Source organism: Bacillus bruguierae, from assembly GCF_037104725.1.
In the GTDB taxonomy this organism is placed as follows: domain Bacteria; phylum Bacillota; class Bacilli; order Bacillales; family Bacillaceae_G; genus Bacillus_A; species Bacillus_A bruguierae.
Map to the genome: position 1 here is coordinate 42,606 of NZ_JBAWSX010000024.1, position 14,817 is coordinate 57,422.

Annotated in this window: 16 protein-coding genes; 3 read left to right on the plus strand and 13 right to left on the minus strand. The window is 31.6% G+C overall.

Annotation, left to right across the window (positions count from 1 at the left end; all coding sequences use genetic code 11):
- Positions 1–28: 28 nt before the first annotated feature.
- Positions 29–337, minus strand: a complete 309-nt coding sequence (locus WAZ07_RS24330) for a YxcD family protein (protein ID WP_306197517.1) — start codon at positions 335–337, stop codon at positions 29–31.
- Positions 325–777 carry a hypothetical protein gene (locus tag WAZ07_RS24335; RefSeq protein ID WP_336474474.1) on the minus strand — a complete coding sequence of 151 codons (453 nt, stop codon included), beginning with the start codon at positions 775–777 and terminating at the stop codon, positions 325–327. Before WAZ07_RS24335 ends, WAZ07_RS24330 begins: the two co-directional genes overlap by 13 nt.
- A 262-nt stretch (positions 778–1,039) precedes the next feature.
- Here WAZ07_RS24335 and WAZ07_RS24340 point away from each other — a divergent pair, with 262 nt between their 5' ends.
- Positions 1,040–1,801 (plus strand): DUF1836 domain-containing protein, encoded by a 762-nt coding sequence (locus WAZ07_RS24340; protein WP_090914776.1) that lies wholly within the window; start codon positions 1,040–1,042, stop codon positions 1,799–1,801.
- Positions 1,802–1,835: 34 nt separating this feature from the next.
- Here the strand turns inward: WAZ07_RS24340 and WAZ07_RS24345 are convergent, their stop codons facing one another.
- From WAZ07_RS24345 to WAZ07_RS24355, 3 genes are all read right to left on the minus strand, one after another.
- Positions 1,836–2,387 (minus strand): MFS transporter, encoded by a 552-nt coding sequence (locus tag WAZ07_RS24345; protein ID WP_336474475.1) that lies wholly within the window; start codon positions 2,385–2,387, stop codon positions 1,836–1,838.
- The gene (locus WAZ07_RS24350; protein ID WP_336474476.1) at positions 2,384–3,820 is read right to left on the minus strand and encodes an FAD-binding oxidoreductase; all 1,437 of its coding nucleotides are present in this window, start codon (positions 3,818–3,820) and stop codon (positions 2,384–2,386) included. Before WAZ07_RS24350 ends, WAZ07_RS24345 begins: the two co-directional genes overlap by 4 nt.
- Positions 3,821–4,403: 583 nt before the next feature.
- Positions 4,404–5,387: a DNA-binding protein gene (locus WAZ07_RS24355; protein WP_336474477.1), complete on the minus strand. Its 984-nt coding sequence runs from the start codon at positions 5,385–5,387 to the stop codon at positions 4,404–4,406.
- Positions 5,388–5,738: 351 nt separating this feature from the next.
- Here WAZ07_RS24355 and WAZ07_RS24360 point away from each other — a divergent pair, with 351 nt between their 5' ends.
- Positions 5,739–6,899: a tyrosine-type recombinase/integrase gene (locus tag WAZ07_RS24360; RefSeq protein WP_336474478.1), complete on the plus strand. Its 1,161-nt coding sequence runs from the start codon at positions 5,739–5,741 to the stop codon at positions 6,897–6,899.
- A 172-nt stretch (positions 6,900–7,071) separates the two neighbouring features.
- Here the strand turns inward: WAZ07_RS24360 and WAZ07_RS24365 are convergent, their stop codons facing one another.
- From WAZ07_RS24365 to WAZ07_RS24380, 4 genes are all read right to left on the minus strand, one after another.
- Entirely contained in the window at positions 7,072–7,302 is a 231-nt protein-coding gene (locus WAZ07_RS24365) for a hypothetical protein (protein WP_336474479.1), read from the minus strand.
- Between the two features lie 139 nt (positions 7,303–7,441).
- On the minus strand, positions 7,442–8,821 hold the full coding sequence (locus WAZ07_RS24370) for a HAMP domain-containing sensor histidine kinase (RefSeq protein ID WP_336474480.1): 1,380 nt from the start codon (positions 8,819–8,821) through the stop codon (positions 7,442–7,444).
- The gene (locus WAZ07_RS24375; RefSeq protein WP_336474481.1) at positions 8,814–9,461 is read right to left on the minus strand and encodes a response regulator transcription factor; all 648 of its coding nucleotides are present in this window, start codon (positions 9,459–9,461) and stop codon (positions 8,814–8,816) included. Before WAZ07_RS24375 ends, WAZ07_RS24370 begins: the two co-directional genes overlap by 8 nt.
- A gap of 148 nt (positions 9,462–9,609) precedes the next feature.
- The gene (locus WAZ07_RS24380) at positions 9,610–10,467 is read right to left on the minus strand and encodes a DegV family protein (RefSeq protein ID WP_336474482.1); all 858 of its coding nucleotides are present in this window, start codon (positions 10,465–10,467) and stop codon (positions 9,610–9,612) included.
- 694 nt (positions 10,468–11,161) lie between these two features.
- Here WAZ07_RS24380 and WAZ07_RS24385 point away from each other — a divergent pair.
- Positions 11,162–11,482 (plus strand): hypothetical protein, encoded by a 321-nt coding sequence (locus WAZ07_RS24385; protein ID WP_336474483.1) that lies wholly within the window; start codon positions 11,162–11,164, stop codon positions 11,480–11,482.
- Between the two features lie 424 nt (positions 11,483–11,906).
- Here WAZ07_RS24385 and WAZ07_RS24390 read toward each other — a convergent pair whose 3' ends face one another.
- From WAZ07_RS24390 to WAZ07_RS24405, 4 genes are all read right to left on the minus strand, one after another.
- Positions 11,907–12,614, minus strand: a complete 708-nt coding sequence (locus WAZ07_RS24390) for a bactofilin family protein (RefSeq protein ID WP_336474484.1) — start codon at positions 12,612–12,614, stop codon at positions 11,907–11,909.
- Positions 12,615–12,640: 26 nt separating this feature from the next.
- A complete protein-coding gene (locus WAZ07_RS24395; RefSeq protein ID WP_336474485.1) occupies positions 12,641–13,351 on the minus strand; it encodes a polymer-forming cytoskeletal protein in 711 nt (236 codons plus the stop codon).
- 13 nt (positions 13,352–13,364) lie between these two features.
- Entirely contained in the window at positions 13,365–13,988 is a 624-nt protein-coding gene (locus WAZ07_RS24400; RefSeq protein ID WP_336474486.1) for a YhbD family protein, read from the minus strand.
- A gap of 600 nt (positions 13,989–14,588) precedes the next feature.
- On the minus strand, positions 14,589–14,817 hold a 229-nt coding region (locus WAZ07_RS24405), incomplete at its 5' end, for a zinc ribbon domain-containing protein (RefSeq protein ID WP_336474487.1).

A 14,817-nucleotide genomic window follows, 5' to 3' on the forward strand; every position in this document is an offset into this window, starting at 1 on the left:
ATTGTTACATCTCAACAGCTTTTTTTTATTACTCATAAGAATTATTTAAATTCGCATACGCGATAATACCTTCTTCATCATGTAATTCAAGCTGTAATCTTGCAGCAAATGGATTAATGTTATATTCCATATCAAGCCATAAGCGAAGTGCCTCAATTAAATTTGCCTGAATTAAAATTTGCTGACGACCGTTTACTTCTACTTCTGCCGAGAAACCATAATCGTCATCGTACATCAGTTCCACAGACACCTGTTCCGGGGCAACTTGACGTTTTTGGGCAATATATACACAGAGTGCATTGATTAGCTCTTGTTCAGAGATTTTTATCGTTTCCATGCAGCTTCTTCCACCTGTTTCTTACGTTGATTTTTAAAATATTTGAATGCGCGAACCGCTAGCATTATAATACCAGCCATTACTAGCATATTCACCATAAATGCTAATACAGAACCAAGAGCTCCCATGTTAGCAAATAAGCTTCCCATTAATAAACCACCAAGACCACCAAGTAAAAGACCTTTCATAAAGCTTCCTTTATTACTTTTTGGTGCCGTATTTGTTGCTTTTGTTTTTGAATCTGTTGTTTTATTTGCATTTACATTAGAATCTTTTTTGTTCAAATCTACTTTTGATTTTTGTGTTTGACTTGAACTTGGACTATATGATTTTTTACCAGATTTGTAGCTTTTTGCGTAAGCACTATCTACTGATACGAAACTACTAGCAGCAAAGACAAACATAAACGCTGTCAATATTGTAACGATTTTTTTTAACATATACGATTCATTCTCCTTCTACTATAAATGTATATAACATCTATCATTCTCTTAAATTATGAAAAGATAGATTGTTTTTAAGGTGTTTCAAAAGGTTCTTATGAACTTATTATATGAACTTTTTCTATAATAATCAAGATTAAATTTTTATGATTGTTAATTTGTTCAACTATAAGAGAAATTATAAAAATACAATTGACTTTACATATAGCAATGCATAATATAAGTTCATAAGAACTTTTATATTATTGGAGGTGAAAAGATGGAAACATTTCATCTCACACGAAACGAAATGGCGATGCTCCTTCTTTCTCTTAGAGGATGGGATACAAAAAAGCCTCTTGCAATTTTACAAGAAGCCTGGGCAAAGTCACATAAAGAAGATATTGAGAACGGTCAAAGTTTTACAGCTATTATTACAACTGCACTAGCACCTATTTTCGAAAAGCTTATTAAAATAGAAGAAACGGATATTGGATTCTCTTTAAATGAAATTGTAGCTCTTGGGAATCAAATTGAAAATACTAACTTTTCTGTTACCGCACTGCAAAATTGGGTGAAACGCGATATAAAAGAAATGATTGGTTCTCCGCAAAAAGGAAAAAAATATTCAATTGAACAAGCAGCCTTATTATTTATTGTAGAAGATTTAAAAACAGCGCTCGATTTTGACTCCATTCGAAAGTTGTTAAAGCTTATCGTGAATGACCCTGCCGATCGTAATGACGATTTAATTAACCCGATTCAATTATATGTTTTTTACTCTTCTCTATTTGAAAAATTAAATCAACGAGGTTTCATTCAATTCAATACAACGAATACAATTTATACCATTGAACAAACTATTAAAGAAAATGCTGATCAGTTGGCAGCTAAAATTGAGCATATAAACAAGGAACAACGCGAAGCAATTCGAAATGCAATTGTTATTGCAACGTTATCTGTTCATACTGCTTATGTACAAAAATTAGCAAAGCGCTACGTATCAGCTACATTGTTTTTACAGCACTTAAATGTGAATTAAACCTGCGCAAACCATATATACCCGAAAACAAATGTTATCGGGTATATATGGTTTCATTGTTTGTACGCCAAAGTACGATCCCACTTATCATATAAAGAATGGAAGCAACATAAAAAATCGTTCCGATTGTTAAAAAATCCACTAAATATCCTGTTAAAATAATAGCTATTGCTGCTCCTAAAGATGTCCAAACATGATATTTTCCGATTTCATACCCAGCTTCTTGACGTTCTACCTTTCTTGCAAGCGATGTTTTTTCTGCATTTTTCTGCATAGCTCCTAACAATCCCATCATAATTTGCAAAATATATACATGCCAAACTTCTGTAGCGATTGGAAAACATAGCATTAAAACAGCCATTGACCAGGAATATACGACTAACAGTTTTTTATCACCAAACCGATCAGAGACTTTACCGATTAGAGGATAGGAAAGCGCTGATGTTAATGCAAATAAACCATATGCCCAGCCAAATTGTGAAAAGCTGTTTCCTACGTTCCTTAGTAATAATACATAAAAAGGAAATACCATACTTCCTGCCATCATGATGAGACTTTGTGAAACTACAAATCTTGTATATGTCATTGACCATACTCCTTGTAAAATAGATTAACAAACCGTTCTTGTGGGTCATATTCCCTCTTTTTTTGAAAAAATTCATTTGAACGCGAGTAAGCTTTTTGTAACTGCTGTTTTTCCGGATATTGATAATATGGCAAATAGTAGCTTCCATCATGTTGTAAAGTAACGTTTACCATCTTCTGAATCACTTTTTTTGTTTTTTCTATTTCTTCTTCAGAACGTCCTTGATTGATAAGAAGGACAAGAGCAAACATATCCTCTTTCGCATATGATAAAACCGCACTTTCGTTTTTTGTCACATATCGAATTGTAATATTAAGAAGATTTAGTTCTTCACGTTCTAATATGCCTCTTAAGTCATCTATATAGATAGAAAAGTTATCAACTGGAATAAAGTACTCTTGTAAAATTTCTGTACGATTCGGATTTTCATATTCCATGAATGCACTATCTGATCTCATGACGTTATTACGAGTTTCATAGGAGCCATCAGTATGTTCAAAATATTTCTTTTGGATATTCCAAAACATTGTTTTTCCCCGGTCACTATACCTAGATAACCCAAGAAAAAACTTTGGCAGAGCAACATTTGTCTCTTCTTTTAAAGTACTATATTGCTCTCGCTTTTCTTGATCCGTAGCGAGAACGTAATTTGTCACGTACATCTCACGTAAAAATGAATCTGGTGCAACAGAAATACGCGCTAAATGCATACGCACACCTTCATCACCTTCTACATGTTTCTTAAAATAGGAAGTATATTCACGATAGTCTAACATTTTAGTTTGTATTTGATATAGTTCATCTTCCGTTAACTTTAATGTTACATCTAGAATAACCCCGAATAGACCATATCCACCTATTACTAGAGAGAACAACTCTGCATTTTCACTTCTACTTACATTTTTAATGTTACCGTCTGCCATTAATAACCGAAATGAAGCAACGGTATCTATAAGTGCATCATGCCGAATATCTCGCCCGTGTACATTTGCACTTAAAGAACCACCAATCGTGAAGATATTTTGCGATTGCATAACTTGAATCGCAAGACCATATGGATTAATTACTCTTTGAATATCATTCCACGTTGCACCGCTCTGCACTCTTATTCTTTTTTGCTCCGGATTGAACTCTAATATTTTATTGTAACTTTTCATATCTAAAACAGTGCCATTCGGATAATATGTATGCCCCCCTTGCGTATGCTGCATCCCCGCAATAGAGAGTTTTTCATTTGAAGCATTTGCATCCCGAACAAATTGTTGTAATTTCTTTTCATCTTCAACACTCTCAATTCGCTTAACTTTTGTCGGAAGTAACCGCCCCGCATCTGCTATAACAGGTTGAGCTAATTGTTTTGTATATGAATGTATAGATACAGTTAGTAAACTTGTATATATCACTAGAGAAATTATTATCTTAGCGCCTTTCAATATATACTCCCCCTTTCAAATAAAGTGTAATATTACACTTTATTTGAAATTATATCATTTATTTTCAAGTATAGAAAGCTATATTTTCATTAGTAAAGATATCTTTTTCATTTTTTTGTAGCCAATAAATAGCGCGATAAATAAAAAATCAGCACTTCATTATAAAGTACTGATTCCCCTTAAAAATTTACTTATTTCTTCTGCAAATTAAAGTTATGTTCTTCTCCATACCGTATCTCTTTTTTCATATTCCAGTCTTTTTTCAACAGAATACGCTACTTCAAAACCTACAAAACGTTCAATAATCCATAGAGCTAAATCGAGGCCGGAAGTTATCTATTCTTTGCCACTTCATTCAATCTTTTAATAACATAAAATTATTATGTAAACCATTTGCGGGTTTAAACAGGACAAAATTAATTTAAGGCTCCTATAAGGACCTTTAAAGAATTTTATAGAAATTGAACCTTATCGTATTGCTTTCTACTTCATTTCCTCTTAAAAACGAATCTGAAAGGTCATTCTTAATAATAATTGGATATTTTTGTATATAAAAAGACTTATCAACAATATGATAAGCCTTTTAGTTTTTCATCATGTACCGATCTAATTTTTCACGGATTGCTGAAGTAATAAAATCCTCTATTGAAATCTTTTCTTCATTTACAATATTTGAGATAGATTGATACTCTGATGAAGATAGTACAATGCTTTTCGTAACACTATTGCTATCTAAGTAAATACTATTATTGGGGCGTTTTGCTAATTTCCCTTCTATTATATATGGCATAAGAGAGTCGATCCACTCTTGTTGAATTTGTATTGGAACTTGAATGAGCGATTGGCGAATTTCAACGATCCAAAAATTGTGTTCTTCTGAAATTCGAAGGTTTCGTGGTGAGACATATTGCAATAAGAAATCAATTCGCTGAAAAATATCACTTCGTAAATTGTGTGTTTTCAAAAAGCGAAACTTAACGAATTTTTGATGGTGGCTTCTTGGCTTGTCTGATAATTGATATGCTGCAAAAAAGCCCCCTTCTTTTGCCTGCTGCAATGTCATTTCATTTCCAAATTCATCTGTTACGATAATATCTCCCCGTTTTGGAATGGAGGTTATGCGGGCAATTGTATTCCCTTGTATAAACTTTTGAAATAAAGCAACATTATATTTTCGAGAATATGTATAAAGACTATTGGTATCATCTAATTTTTCAGCCAGATTCTTTACATCTTCTTCTTGTACAAACTTTGTTTCTTTATTTCTATGCATTTGAATTGTATAGGACAACTTCTCTTCTTCAATCCATTTCCATAATTGATACATACTAATATGAAACTGTTTACTTGCTTGGTTTAATGTCATTCCTTCTATACATAATTGAGATTGTAATGCAGTAACCTCATTTTTTCGAAACAAAAAACTTCCATCCAATCGCCACGTATCTTTATTAATTGGCGTTAATTTATGTTCCTTCATTAATTTCTTAAATGTGAAATTTGAAATACGTAAATATTCTTTTACCTCATTTGTATCCATATATTGTTCGTATGTTTGATCGTACATAAAAATAAATCCTTTCTAATCAAAACTAAATATAATTTATATGAAAATAGAACTTAAAAGATAAATGTTATACAGTATAAATTTATTATATCACATATAAATACGAAACTATAAGTATATTACAAACATACTTAATTTCTTTTTGTTTTTAAATTAAAATTTATATTATTTTAATTCAACTTACAAAATATAAATTTTACAAATAAATTTTAAACTATAGAAAATGTGTGATTTTCTATGATTTAGAATAAATATTGTATTTTATATACACTCATTTTAAAATAAATAATAGATATATTTTATTTTCTTTCATTCATACTATAAAAGAAATAAATAAGGATTTGATATAACATGACATTTAATTTAATACCAATTCATAATCAATATTCGTTATTACATAGTAAAAATAATAAAGAAAAATTCGCAAATACGATTGCGATTTGGAACGAAGATTTTTTAAAGGAAGCTGAAGATCGAAAAGAACAAAATGAACGTCAACATACATATTCATATGAAGGTTTTTCCGATGAAGAAATTTTGTACTATTATTTAAATCGCCAAACGCATTTTGATAAAGAAAAACGAGTGAAAGATACTTCACGTCTTCTCTATTCTAGAGATTTATCACAATTTTATTTTTTTATTAAAGAACATACGGAATTTTTACAAATGGATGTGAAACATTTCATAGAAGGTAAAGTTTGGATAAATTTACGAAAACGACATATTCGTAATTATCAAAAGTGGCTTGCTGAAGAAGCTATTTCCTATCAATCAAATGAAACTTATAAGCCAGCAACAATAAGTAGAAAGTTACGGATTATACGTTCTTTTTTAAAGTGGTTATATGAAATTGAATACATTAAAGAACCTTTGTACATTGATATACTAAGTACAACGATAACAAAAAAACATAAACCAAGAAGAGAGTTATCTTATGAAGAAGTAAAACAATTGCTTTCCTATTATAAAAATAACCCTATCAATTATGCCCTGCTTTCCATATTAGCAACAACTGGATTACGTGTTGCAGAGGTTGCACATGCAAGATGGGAAGACTTAGAATTTGATGCATTACGCGATCGTTATTATCTTTATGTAAATACAAAGGGGAATTCTGAACGAATTGTACCTATTAATAAAGCTGTATTTGAACGAGTCATTGCTTTCCGAATACGCCGCCGCTTGCCAATTGAGTTAGGAATCCAGCATGGCGGCACAATTTTTCAAACAAAAAATCACAAAGCATATAAAGAAAATTATCTGTCACAATATATTACCAAAATTATAAAAGAAACAGATTTATCGTTTACAAGGAATGAAAAAATAACCCCGCACTTCTTTCGGCATTTTTATGTTCAATATTTATACGATTACAAGAAATTACCTCCACATATCATCGCAGCAACTGTTGGTCATAAAGATGATAGAACAACGAAAGAGAATTATTTGAAGCAACGATTAATGAAAGATCATGACGCTGGTACTTTAATTCACGAGGATGAGTTTTAATTTTCTTTATATATACAAGTTAAAAAAACGACATAAAAATCTCTTTCTTTTTAGAGTAGGACGAGAGTAACTGGCCGTGCAATAGGGCCCTTTTCTGTTACATGCGCGGTTAAAACAAAAGGAGGAAGAGCTATCAAATAAGCTCTCCCTCTTTTAGTTTACAATAATCAAATTATATTAAACTATATCTGTTTTGCTTGCGTCCTTTTCCAGTTTCCTTTATTATATAAGACTTCATAATAAGTGTTGCTAAAGAATCTACTAATGTTTTATACGATAAATTTGATAAAACGAGTAAATCATTTGTATATAGTATTCTATGTTTTTCTAATAATAATAAAATAAGTCGTTCTGACGGCTTTAATACCTCATCACTTTCAAGAATAAAATCAATGTTTTTCACGCACAAATCTCCTTGAAAAAAATTTTAAACGTTTAAATTTCAATATTTATTATGTGAAAATTATATAATAAAATCTCTATTTTGTCTTAATAATTATCTCACAGTATATACTTTATGTTAAAACAAAAAAGAGCCTATACTATAAGCTCTTTTCCATATACATATAAAATTGAATTTCCTTTTCAAAAGTACGCACACCATATTGAAAGCCATGTCGCTCAAGTATTCCTTTTACAATGGCTAAACCTAATCCTGTACCAGATATTTCTTTACTTCTAGATGATTCTAAAACAAAGAAAGGTTCCCAAATCTTTTCAATATCTTTTATGTGTAGTTGATCTACACCATTTCTAATATTAAATAATACTTGTTCTTCTAATTCTTTAAATTCCACGATAATCTTGTAGTTCGTTGTGTATTTAATAGCATTTGTTATGAGATTGTTGAAAATCATTTCCATCTTATTTTTATCAGCAGTAATAAACATCTCACTTTGATTCGCTTCAATATCTATTTTTATATTTTTAGACTGCATTTCGATTTCATACTTTTGTAATATAGAATAAAAAAGCGAGACCACATTAAATGTTTCCTTACTAATAGCATCTCGTTCTATTTTAGAAAAACGTAACAATTCTTCTATCAAATGTGAAATATTATCTGTTTGTTTTATAATCGTATCTACATACGTTCCATCGTCTAATCCATCTTTTATTCCTAAAGAATAAGCTTTTGCTAACGATATAGGTGTTTTTAATTCATGTGTAATATTTGCCATAAATACTTTTAAATTTTCATTTTTCTGTGTTAAATCTTGATGAGCCTTATTTAATTTATTGCTCATTACATTAATACTCACTGCTAAATCTTCAATTTCATCATTTGTTTTAATGTTTGCTTTTTTAAAGTTTAGATTTGAAATATCTTTTGCAACATCACTTAATTCTTTTAGCGGCCTTGTTATATTTTTAGATAGCACCCATACTAATACAATCACAAGAACAATTGAAAAACCAAATATATATAGGTTAAATTGATTGATCATTTGTATAATTTCATTAGAATGTGCAATAGAAACACCTACTAAAACAAGCATGTCGTCTTTAGCAATAAAACTAGCAAAGAAGCTAGCTTTCAATTTTTCTTGATCATATAATGTATTCACTTTCCCTCCCTCTTTTACATGTTTTAAATCTTCTTTTACAATCCAAAATTTACTTAGTGTAATTTGTTTTTTTGATAGTCGTTCACGTAAAGACCAATTTATATCATCTGCTGTACTATTAATTGGCACATACACAATAGATATATTGTACTGTTGTTCTATTCTTGAAATATCATTTATAAATTCTTCTTTTGACTGCTGTTTTATTTGAGCTGTAACTTTATTTATTTGCTCTTTCGTTTTGTATAAATTATACTTTGGTAAGAAATAATTCGTTAAAAGTAGTGAAATGGTGAAGATTAAAAAAATTGCAATCGATATACTAATGAATAGTTTTTTACCAAGTTTATTCACTATGTTCCTCCAAACTATATCCTAAACCTCGATGTGTTTTTATAATACCTTCTCCTATTTTTTTGCGTAATCTTCTAATATGAGTATCAACCGTTCTTTCTTCTCCAAAATAATCGAATCCCCATGCCATATCTAGTAATTTCTTTCGTGTTAAAATACTTCCTTTATGATATAAGAAGCATTTGATTAGCTCAAATTCTGTTTTTGTTACATCAAGTTCTTCTTCATCTTTATATATTTTATACTTATTCAAATCTATTTTTATATTTTTGATTCGAACAACTTCGTCTTTATTGAGAAGTTTCTTTGCTCGCGTAATTAAAATTCCTGGATGAAATGGTTTTTTTACATATTCATCTGCTCCGCAATTTAGTGCTGTTAATTCATCATCATTTTCACTTTTTGCTGTGAGCATTAAAACTTTTATACTGGAATTTTTCTTCATTTCTTTACAAACAGATAAGCCATTTATTTTCGGCATCATCCAATCTAAAATTGCTAAATCTATTTTCTCATGATAGAAGGTATGTAAAGCTTCCTCTCCATCTTTAGCTAAAAAAACTTGAAAGCCTTCCTTTTCAAAATAAGCTTTTAAAATTTTCAACATATCTTGTTCATCATCAGCAATTAATATCCTCATATTGTTCCCCCGTATACAATACATATATTTTACTAATTATACTCTCTCATTTCTTCTATTTCCATTTATGATTATAATTAGTGTTTGTTACAGCAAAATGACAAATAAAAAAGAAAAAGCCCCTTATTTTTAAGAGACTTTTTCCTTCTTATATTTCATTTAAGAAAAAGATAGCTAATGTTCCCGGACCGGCGTGGGCTCCTACAGCCGCACCAATCGAATTTACTACAAATACTTTGCATCCAAATTTTTCAGTAATCATTTCTGTTAATATGTTTACACTTTCTAAATCATCGCCGTGTGAAATTCCAATTGTTTGATTTTCAAGGTCTTTACCTCTTGTTTCCATAATATCTACTATATGTTGAAAGGCTTTCTTCCGGCCGCGTATTTTTTCTAGCGGAATAAGTTTTCCCTCTTCTACATTTAAAATAGGCTTAATATTTAATAAACCACCTATAAACCCTGCTACTTTACTTAATCGTCCACCACGAACTAAATATTGTAAATCCGCAACAGTAAATATGTGTTCCATATGCTTAGTCATAAATGCAATACGATTTAATACTTCCTCTTTTGTTGCTCCGTTTTGTGCCAGTTTGGCAGCTTCTAATACAACTAATCCTTGACCAATTGATATACATTTTGTATCAATAATATCTAAAGAAAAATTAGGATATGTTTCTTTTACTTCCTCTTTTACAAGAACAGAAGATTGATATGTGCCAGAAAGCTCGGAAGAAAAAGCTATATAAATACAGGTAGCATCTTGTTTTGCGTATGTAGTAAATACTTCTTGAACTTTTTCTAAAGAAGGTAATGATGTTCTATATACTTTTCCTTCTCTCATATTTCGAAGTAAGTCAATCGGATCTAGTGTTATCCCGTCAAAAAATTCATTTTCTTGTTCATCATATACACGAAGAGGGATAACCTCTATATCATAAGTATGAAGCAGTTCTTTCGGTAAGTCCGCCGCACTATCTGTAATAATTTTTATTGTCATTGTTCGTTAAACCTCAATTCTTTTATAAATACATAACAGTCCGATTCGTCTCCTCTAAATTATATATGCAATACAAAAATTAAGAAAGGGAAAAATTATATATATAACATTTCTACTATATTGTATTCACACAAGGAAGCAACAATGAATTTTTTCTAAAATATATATCCATTTTAATTTTCCGACATCTTTGTCTAGCTCTGCCTTCTAGGCCCTCATGTCTAAGAACCTTCCACACAAGAAGGTAAAAAACACCTTCTGTGTGAAAGAACCTTAGCCAACGGGCCTAAACAGTCGGCTCCGCTTTTCTTTGTAAGTCGTTTCTATGCAGAATACAACATAACCTATACTCGTTTTTTCTTTTTGTTTTAAACCTTGTATGTGGTAAGACCGTTTCTATGCGCGGCCAGATGCTCTCCTTAAAAAGAAAGAGGGTATGTCATTTTTTAACTTGTATAAAGTGAAACTTCCATCCGATGAGGGGTTCTTCATCCCCCTCGGATAGAAAGCCCACCCAATCGGGCTTTTACGAGCAGTAAGACCCCCACGAATATCGGGATAAATAAAAAATCGATAAAAGTTTATAGAATTGTATTACTTTTTATTTATAGCTATGTTACTGTTTCATGTTTTTCATAAAAAACGTTATAATAATATATAGCCTCTTAGATTAAGAAATAAAGGAGAATAGAATATGGCTAAAATTAAAGTATATCAACCGAAAGAAGAGCATGTAGATGCAGTAAAAAATATAATTGATGTTGAGGAATTAAACCCATCAGCTACTGATTTACAAAATTTATATGCATGTGTATTAGAAACTGAAGATATGTCTTTACCTGAATCTTACATCGAAGAAGATATTTTAATCGACTCTGTTGAAGGAATGGTAAATGCTTCAGCAAATAAAGTAAAAAATTTAGGAACGTATGATGTAATTGAAGTACATACTAAGGGTAAGAAATTACAAATTTTATTATTAGCAGATGAAGAATACGAAATTATTGAAGAATAATTCCAGTTTGTAGTTTCTGAATCATTAAAATAAAAGCACTCTCTTCATATGAAGGGAGTGCTTTTATTCAATTTACTTAAACTTTTCTCTAAATCTTGAGGTTAAACACGGAATAAAGTGAAACTTTATTCCGTGGGGGTTTTCTTCATCCCCCACTGATTATCAGCCCTCACCAATCGGGCTTTTACGGGCAGTTTATCTCCCACCTAACTTCTTGAAAAAAGTGGAAGTGTCTCGTTCAGAATGTGAGGGGAATGGAGCTTCTGACGTAGAGGGGTTTTTTACCTCGTAGGAAGAAGCGAAGCCACCGAACATTCTAGCCACTGGAGCTGGACAATGCTTTCGCTGAATTTTGAGGTGGGAGTATTACTGCCCGTTAATACGGGATAAAATAGCTCTTAAATCATGTTTTTCAGTACTCCCGCTATATTTGTTTATATTCTTTCACAATCGATTGATCTGCATTTTTGTAACTTTCGTGATATTCTACCACACCGATTTCACACTCTGGACCAATCGTAACATTGTTACCCCGAACAACATCAGCTTTTGTGTATTCAAGATAAATCTCATCCCCTTCGATTAGATTGGCATGAAGATATCCTCCGTGTTTTGAGAAAGGAAAAAACGATGATTTTTTTTGAACTGTAATTTTCTCGCCGCCTATTTCTTTTACATTGCTGTGCTCATATCTTAGAATGATATTAATATTTCCCGCATTCAGCATATCTGTAATCGTAAGGCCTCCATTTAATGTGAAATTCTCTGCCTCTAAGTTTCCTTTCACACTTATTCCACCTGTTATATCGATCTCTTCACCAGTAAAATTTTCACCAATGTCAAACATCCCTCGTACTTTTGTACGTTTCACTTCTACCGGACCACTAACTTCAAGATTACCGTTAACTTTCACATTTTCTGAATGCAAATCTCCACGAATTTTCGTCTCTCCAAACACAGTTACCATGTGTGCTTTTACATTTCCTTGCACTTCACTCGCTCCATACGTCTTAAACGCATCACAATCAATATCATCCAAAATTGTTCCTTCTCCGCAAATTTTGACATTTTTGTAGGTACCACCTGATGAATTACCAGAACCATTTAAACTAAGGTTATACTGTTCTTTCATGCTATCTTTCCCTTTCTATTAAAAATTTAAATTTTTCGACTTTCTTTTACGTTAGCGTTTTTATCGATTGTACAAACCCCTGTATATTCAATAAGATTAATTTCACAATTTGGTCCAACCGTAACATTGTTACCTCGAATTGTGTTCGTGTTTGTATACTCAACTATAATATTGTCCCCTTCTATTAACTCTGTTTCCATTCGAGGAGTAAACATTGTTTCGAAGAGCCAACTTAAAGCGGATTTCTTATATTTTATGTTAATCGTTTGACCGCCTATTTCTTTTGCTTTACATTCTCCGTGCATATCAATAAAAATATCATCTGCACTCAATAAGCCACCCACGATAAATTGTCCTTCTGAATTGAATGTATCTACTTCACAATTCCCATCAATAATTGCTTTACCGCGAATATTCATGTCCTCACCAGATACATTTCCTCCGACTGTTCCTTTACCGGAAATTTTTATTTTCTTTACAACCGCATCCTGTTGTATACTGCCGCTGCCTTCAATGCTCATTTGCATGGCATCTATTTTTCCATTTATCTTTCCGGAACCACTTATTTTTACTGTCTCAGCTTTTATATCTCCATTTACATGACCAGAACCGTTACATTCGAAATCCACACATTCTAAATCCCCATTTACTGTCCCTCTTCCGTTTAATTGTACATTGCGAAACTGCCCTCCGTTCGACATTCCATGTCCATTAATTAATAAGTCATCTGTTTTCACTACTTTCCCTCCATCATAACAACTTTGTTTTTAATTCTTCTGTACAAATCATTAAAGGTAAACGTATAACAATTTTAGTACCCTGATCAAAATATAAATCCTCTACACTCGAAAGTAAGAAACATGTTGAAATACCTAACTTTCGAATAAAAATAAGCTCACCATGTTTGTTCTTCATCATTTCATAGTGCTCATTTAAAACATGTAAAACCATTCTTCCTTCTTCAAGGCTAATCTCTCCAGACTGAAGTACTTTTTCTAAAATATAAATAAAAAGGATTTTTGCAAAACGAAATTTATTCATTTCTTGATTTTGCTCTATAAAAAAACTGACCACTGATTCTGAAGCAATCCCACGTTGTATAATTTCTTCCTTTGTTAAACAAACCTCATTCACATTTGGTGAAAACATATCCGCCAAATCATCAAGAGATAAATTTTCTTTCATCGTTTGAATTTTTTCGATTCTATCTAAAATCTTTTCTTTAGGAAAAAACGTCTCCTGCCCTGTAAACGTGGATTTTCGCACAAACCAATCTTCTGGTATTAAGTTTTTTCTTTTCCACCTATATAGCTGACCATAGGAGATTCCAGTAAGATCTAGCAAATCTTTTTTCGAAATTAAGTCCTGACTCAAAATTTTGCTCTCCCTTCTTTTCATTCAATGTAACATAACACTGTTACGCTGTAAAGATGCGTTTTCCCATTTTTATGAAAAATAGACTAAAATCATAGCTATGTTTAATGGCCAGCTATTCGCCAATATGAAGAATATATTTCACAATCCATTTCAAAGGTAGCTAATGCTATTTTATTTTCAAATAAAAAGAGACTTCCTCATGGTGATAGGAAGTTTCTTTTAACATTATGTTTTATATCAATTTCTATTTTCCTATTTCGGCAAAATACTTAATGCTTGCTGTAATCTCTTTACGAACACGCTGGAACTCAGACCATTATTTCCTACTGGATCGTCAAATCCATTTACTTACTAAATATGGATTTTAAAAAATCATTCAAGAAAAATTTATGTCGGGCTTACAATATAGCCCAAAAGAATATAGGTCAGGATACTAGTGAACTACCCACCACTTAACGACCTTACTGTCTGTTTGAAGTGGGGGCTTCAAAAGTCAAAAGACTTTCTCTTTTATTGCTAATTCATCCACAAGCCTAGCGGCTCATGTCCAAAGCCTTGAATTCGCGGCGTCCCTACCGCTAATAAAATCGATACAAACTACGCGATTATACTTTGTTCGTACAGAATACGAATGCCATAATATTTTAGATTACGACCCGCATTGTAATCTCTATCGATTTTCGTGCCACAATTATCGCACGTATAGATTCTTTCAGATAATTTTAACTTCCCTTTTTTGTGATTACACTCACTGCATAATTTACTCGATGCAAAATACTTATCCGCAACGATGTAATATTTTCCTTTTTTCTTAGATTTGTACTGT

Excerpts from the sequence above, each read along its gene's own strand:
- WAZ07_RS24390 (WP_336474484.1), bottom strand. The coding sequence starts at position 12,614 with ATGAAAGAACAGTATAACCTTAGTTTAAATGGTTCTGGTAATTCATCA.
- WAZ07_RS24330 (WP_306197517.1), bottom strand. The coding sequence starts at position 337 with ATGGAAACGATAAAAATCTCTGAACAAGAGCTAATCAATGCACTCTGT.
- WAZ07_RS24385 (WP_336474483.1), top strand. The coding sequence starts at position 11,162 with ATGGCTAAAATTAAAGTATATCAACCGAAAGAAGAGCATGTAGATGCA.
- WAZ07_RS24355 (WP_336474477.1), bottom strand. The coding sequence starts at position 5,387 with ATGTACGATCAAACATACGAACAATATATGGATACAAATGAGGTAAAA.
- WAZ07_RS24345 (WP_336474475.1), bottom strand. The coding sequence starts at position 2,387 with ATGACATATACAAGATTTGTAGTTTCACAAAGTCTCATCATGATGGCA.
- WAZ07_RS24380 (WP_336474482.1), bottom strand. The coding sequence starts at position 10,467 with ATGACAATAAAAATTATTACAGATAGTGCGGCGGACTTACCGAAAGAA.
- WAZ07_RS24360 (WP_336474478.1), top strand. The coding sequence starts at position 5,739 with ATGACATTTAATTTAATACCAATTCATAATCAATATTCGTTATTACAT.
- WAZ07_RS24335 (WP_336474474.1), bottom strand. The coding sequence starts at position 777 with ATGTTAAAAAAAATCGTTACAATATTGACAGCGTTTATGTTTGTCTTT.
- WAZ07_RS24375 (WP_336474481.1), bottom strand. The coding sequence starts at position 9,461 with ATGAGGATATTAATTGCTGATGATGAACAAGATATGTTGAAAATTTTA.
- WAZ07_RS24340 (WP_090914776.1), top strand. The coding sequence starts at position 1,040 with ATGGAAACATTTCATCTCACACGAAACGAAATGGCGATGCTCCTTCTT.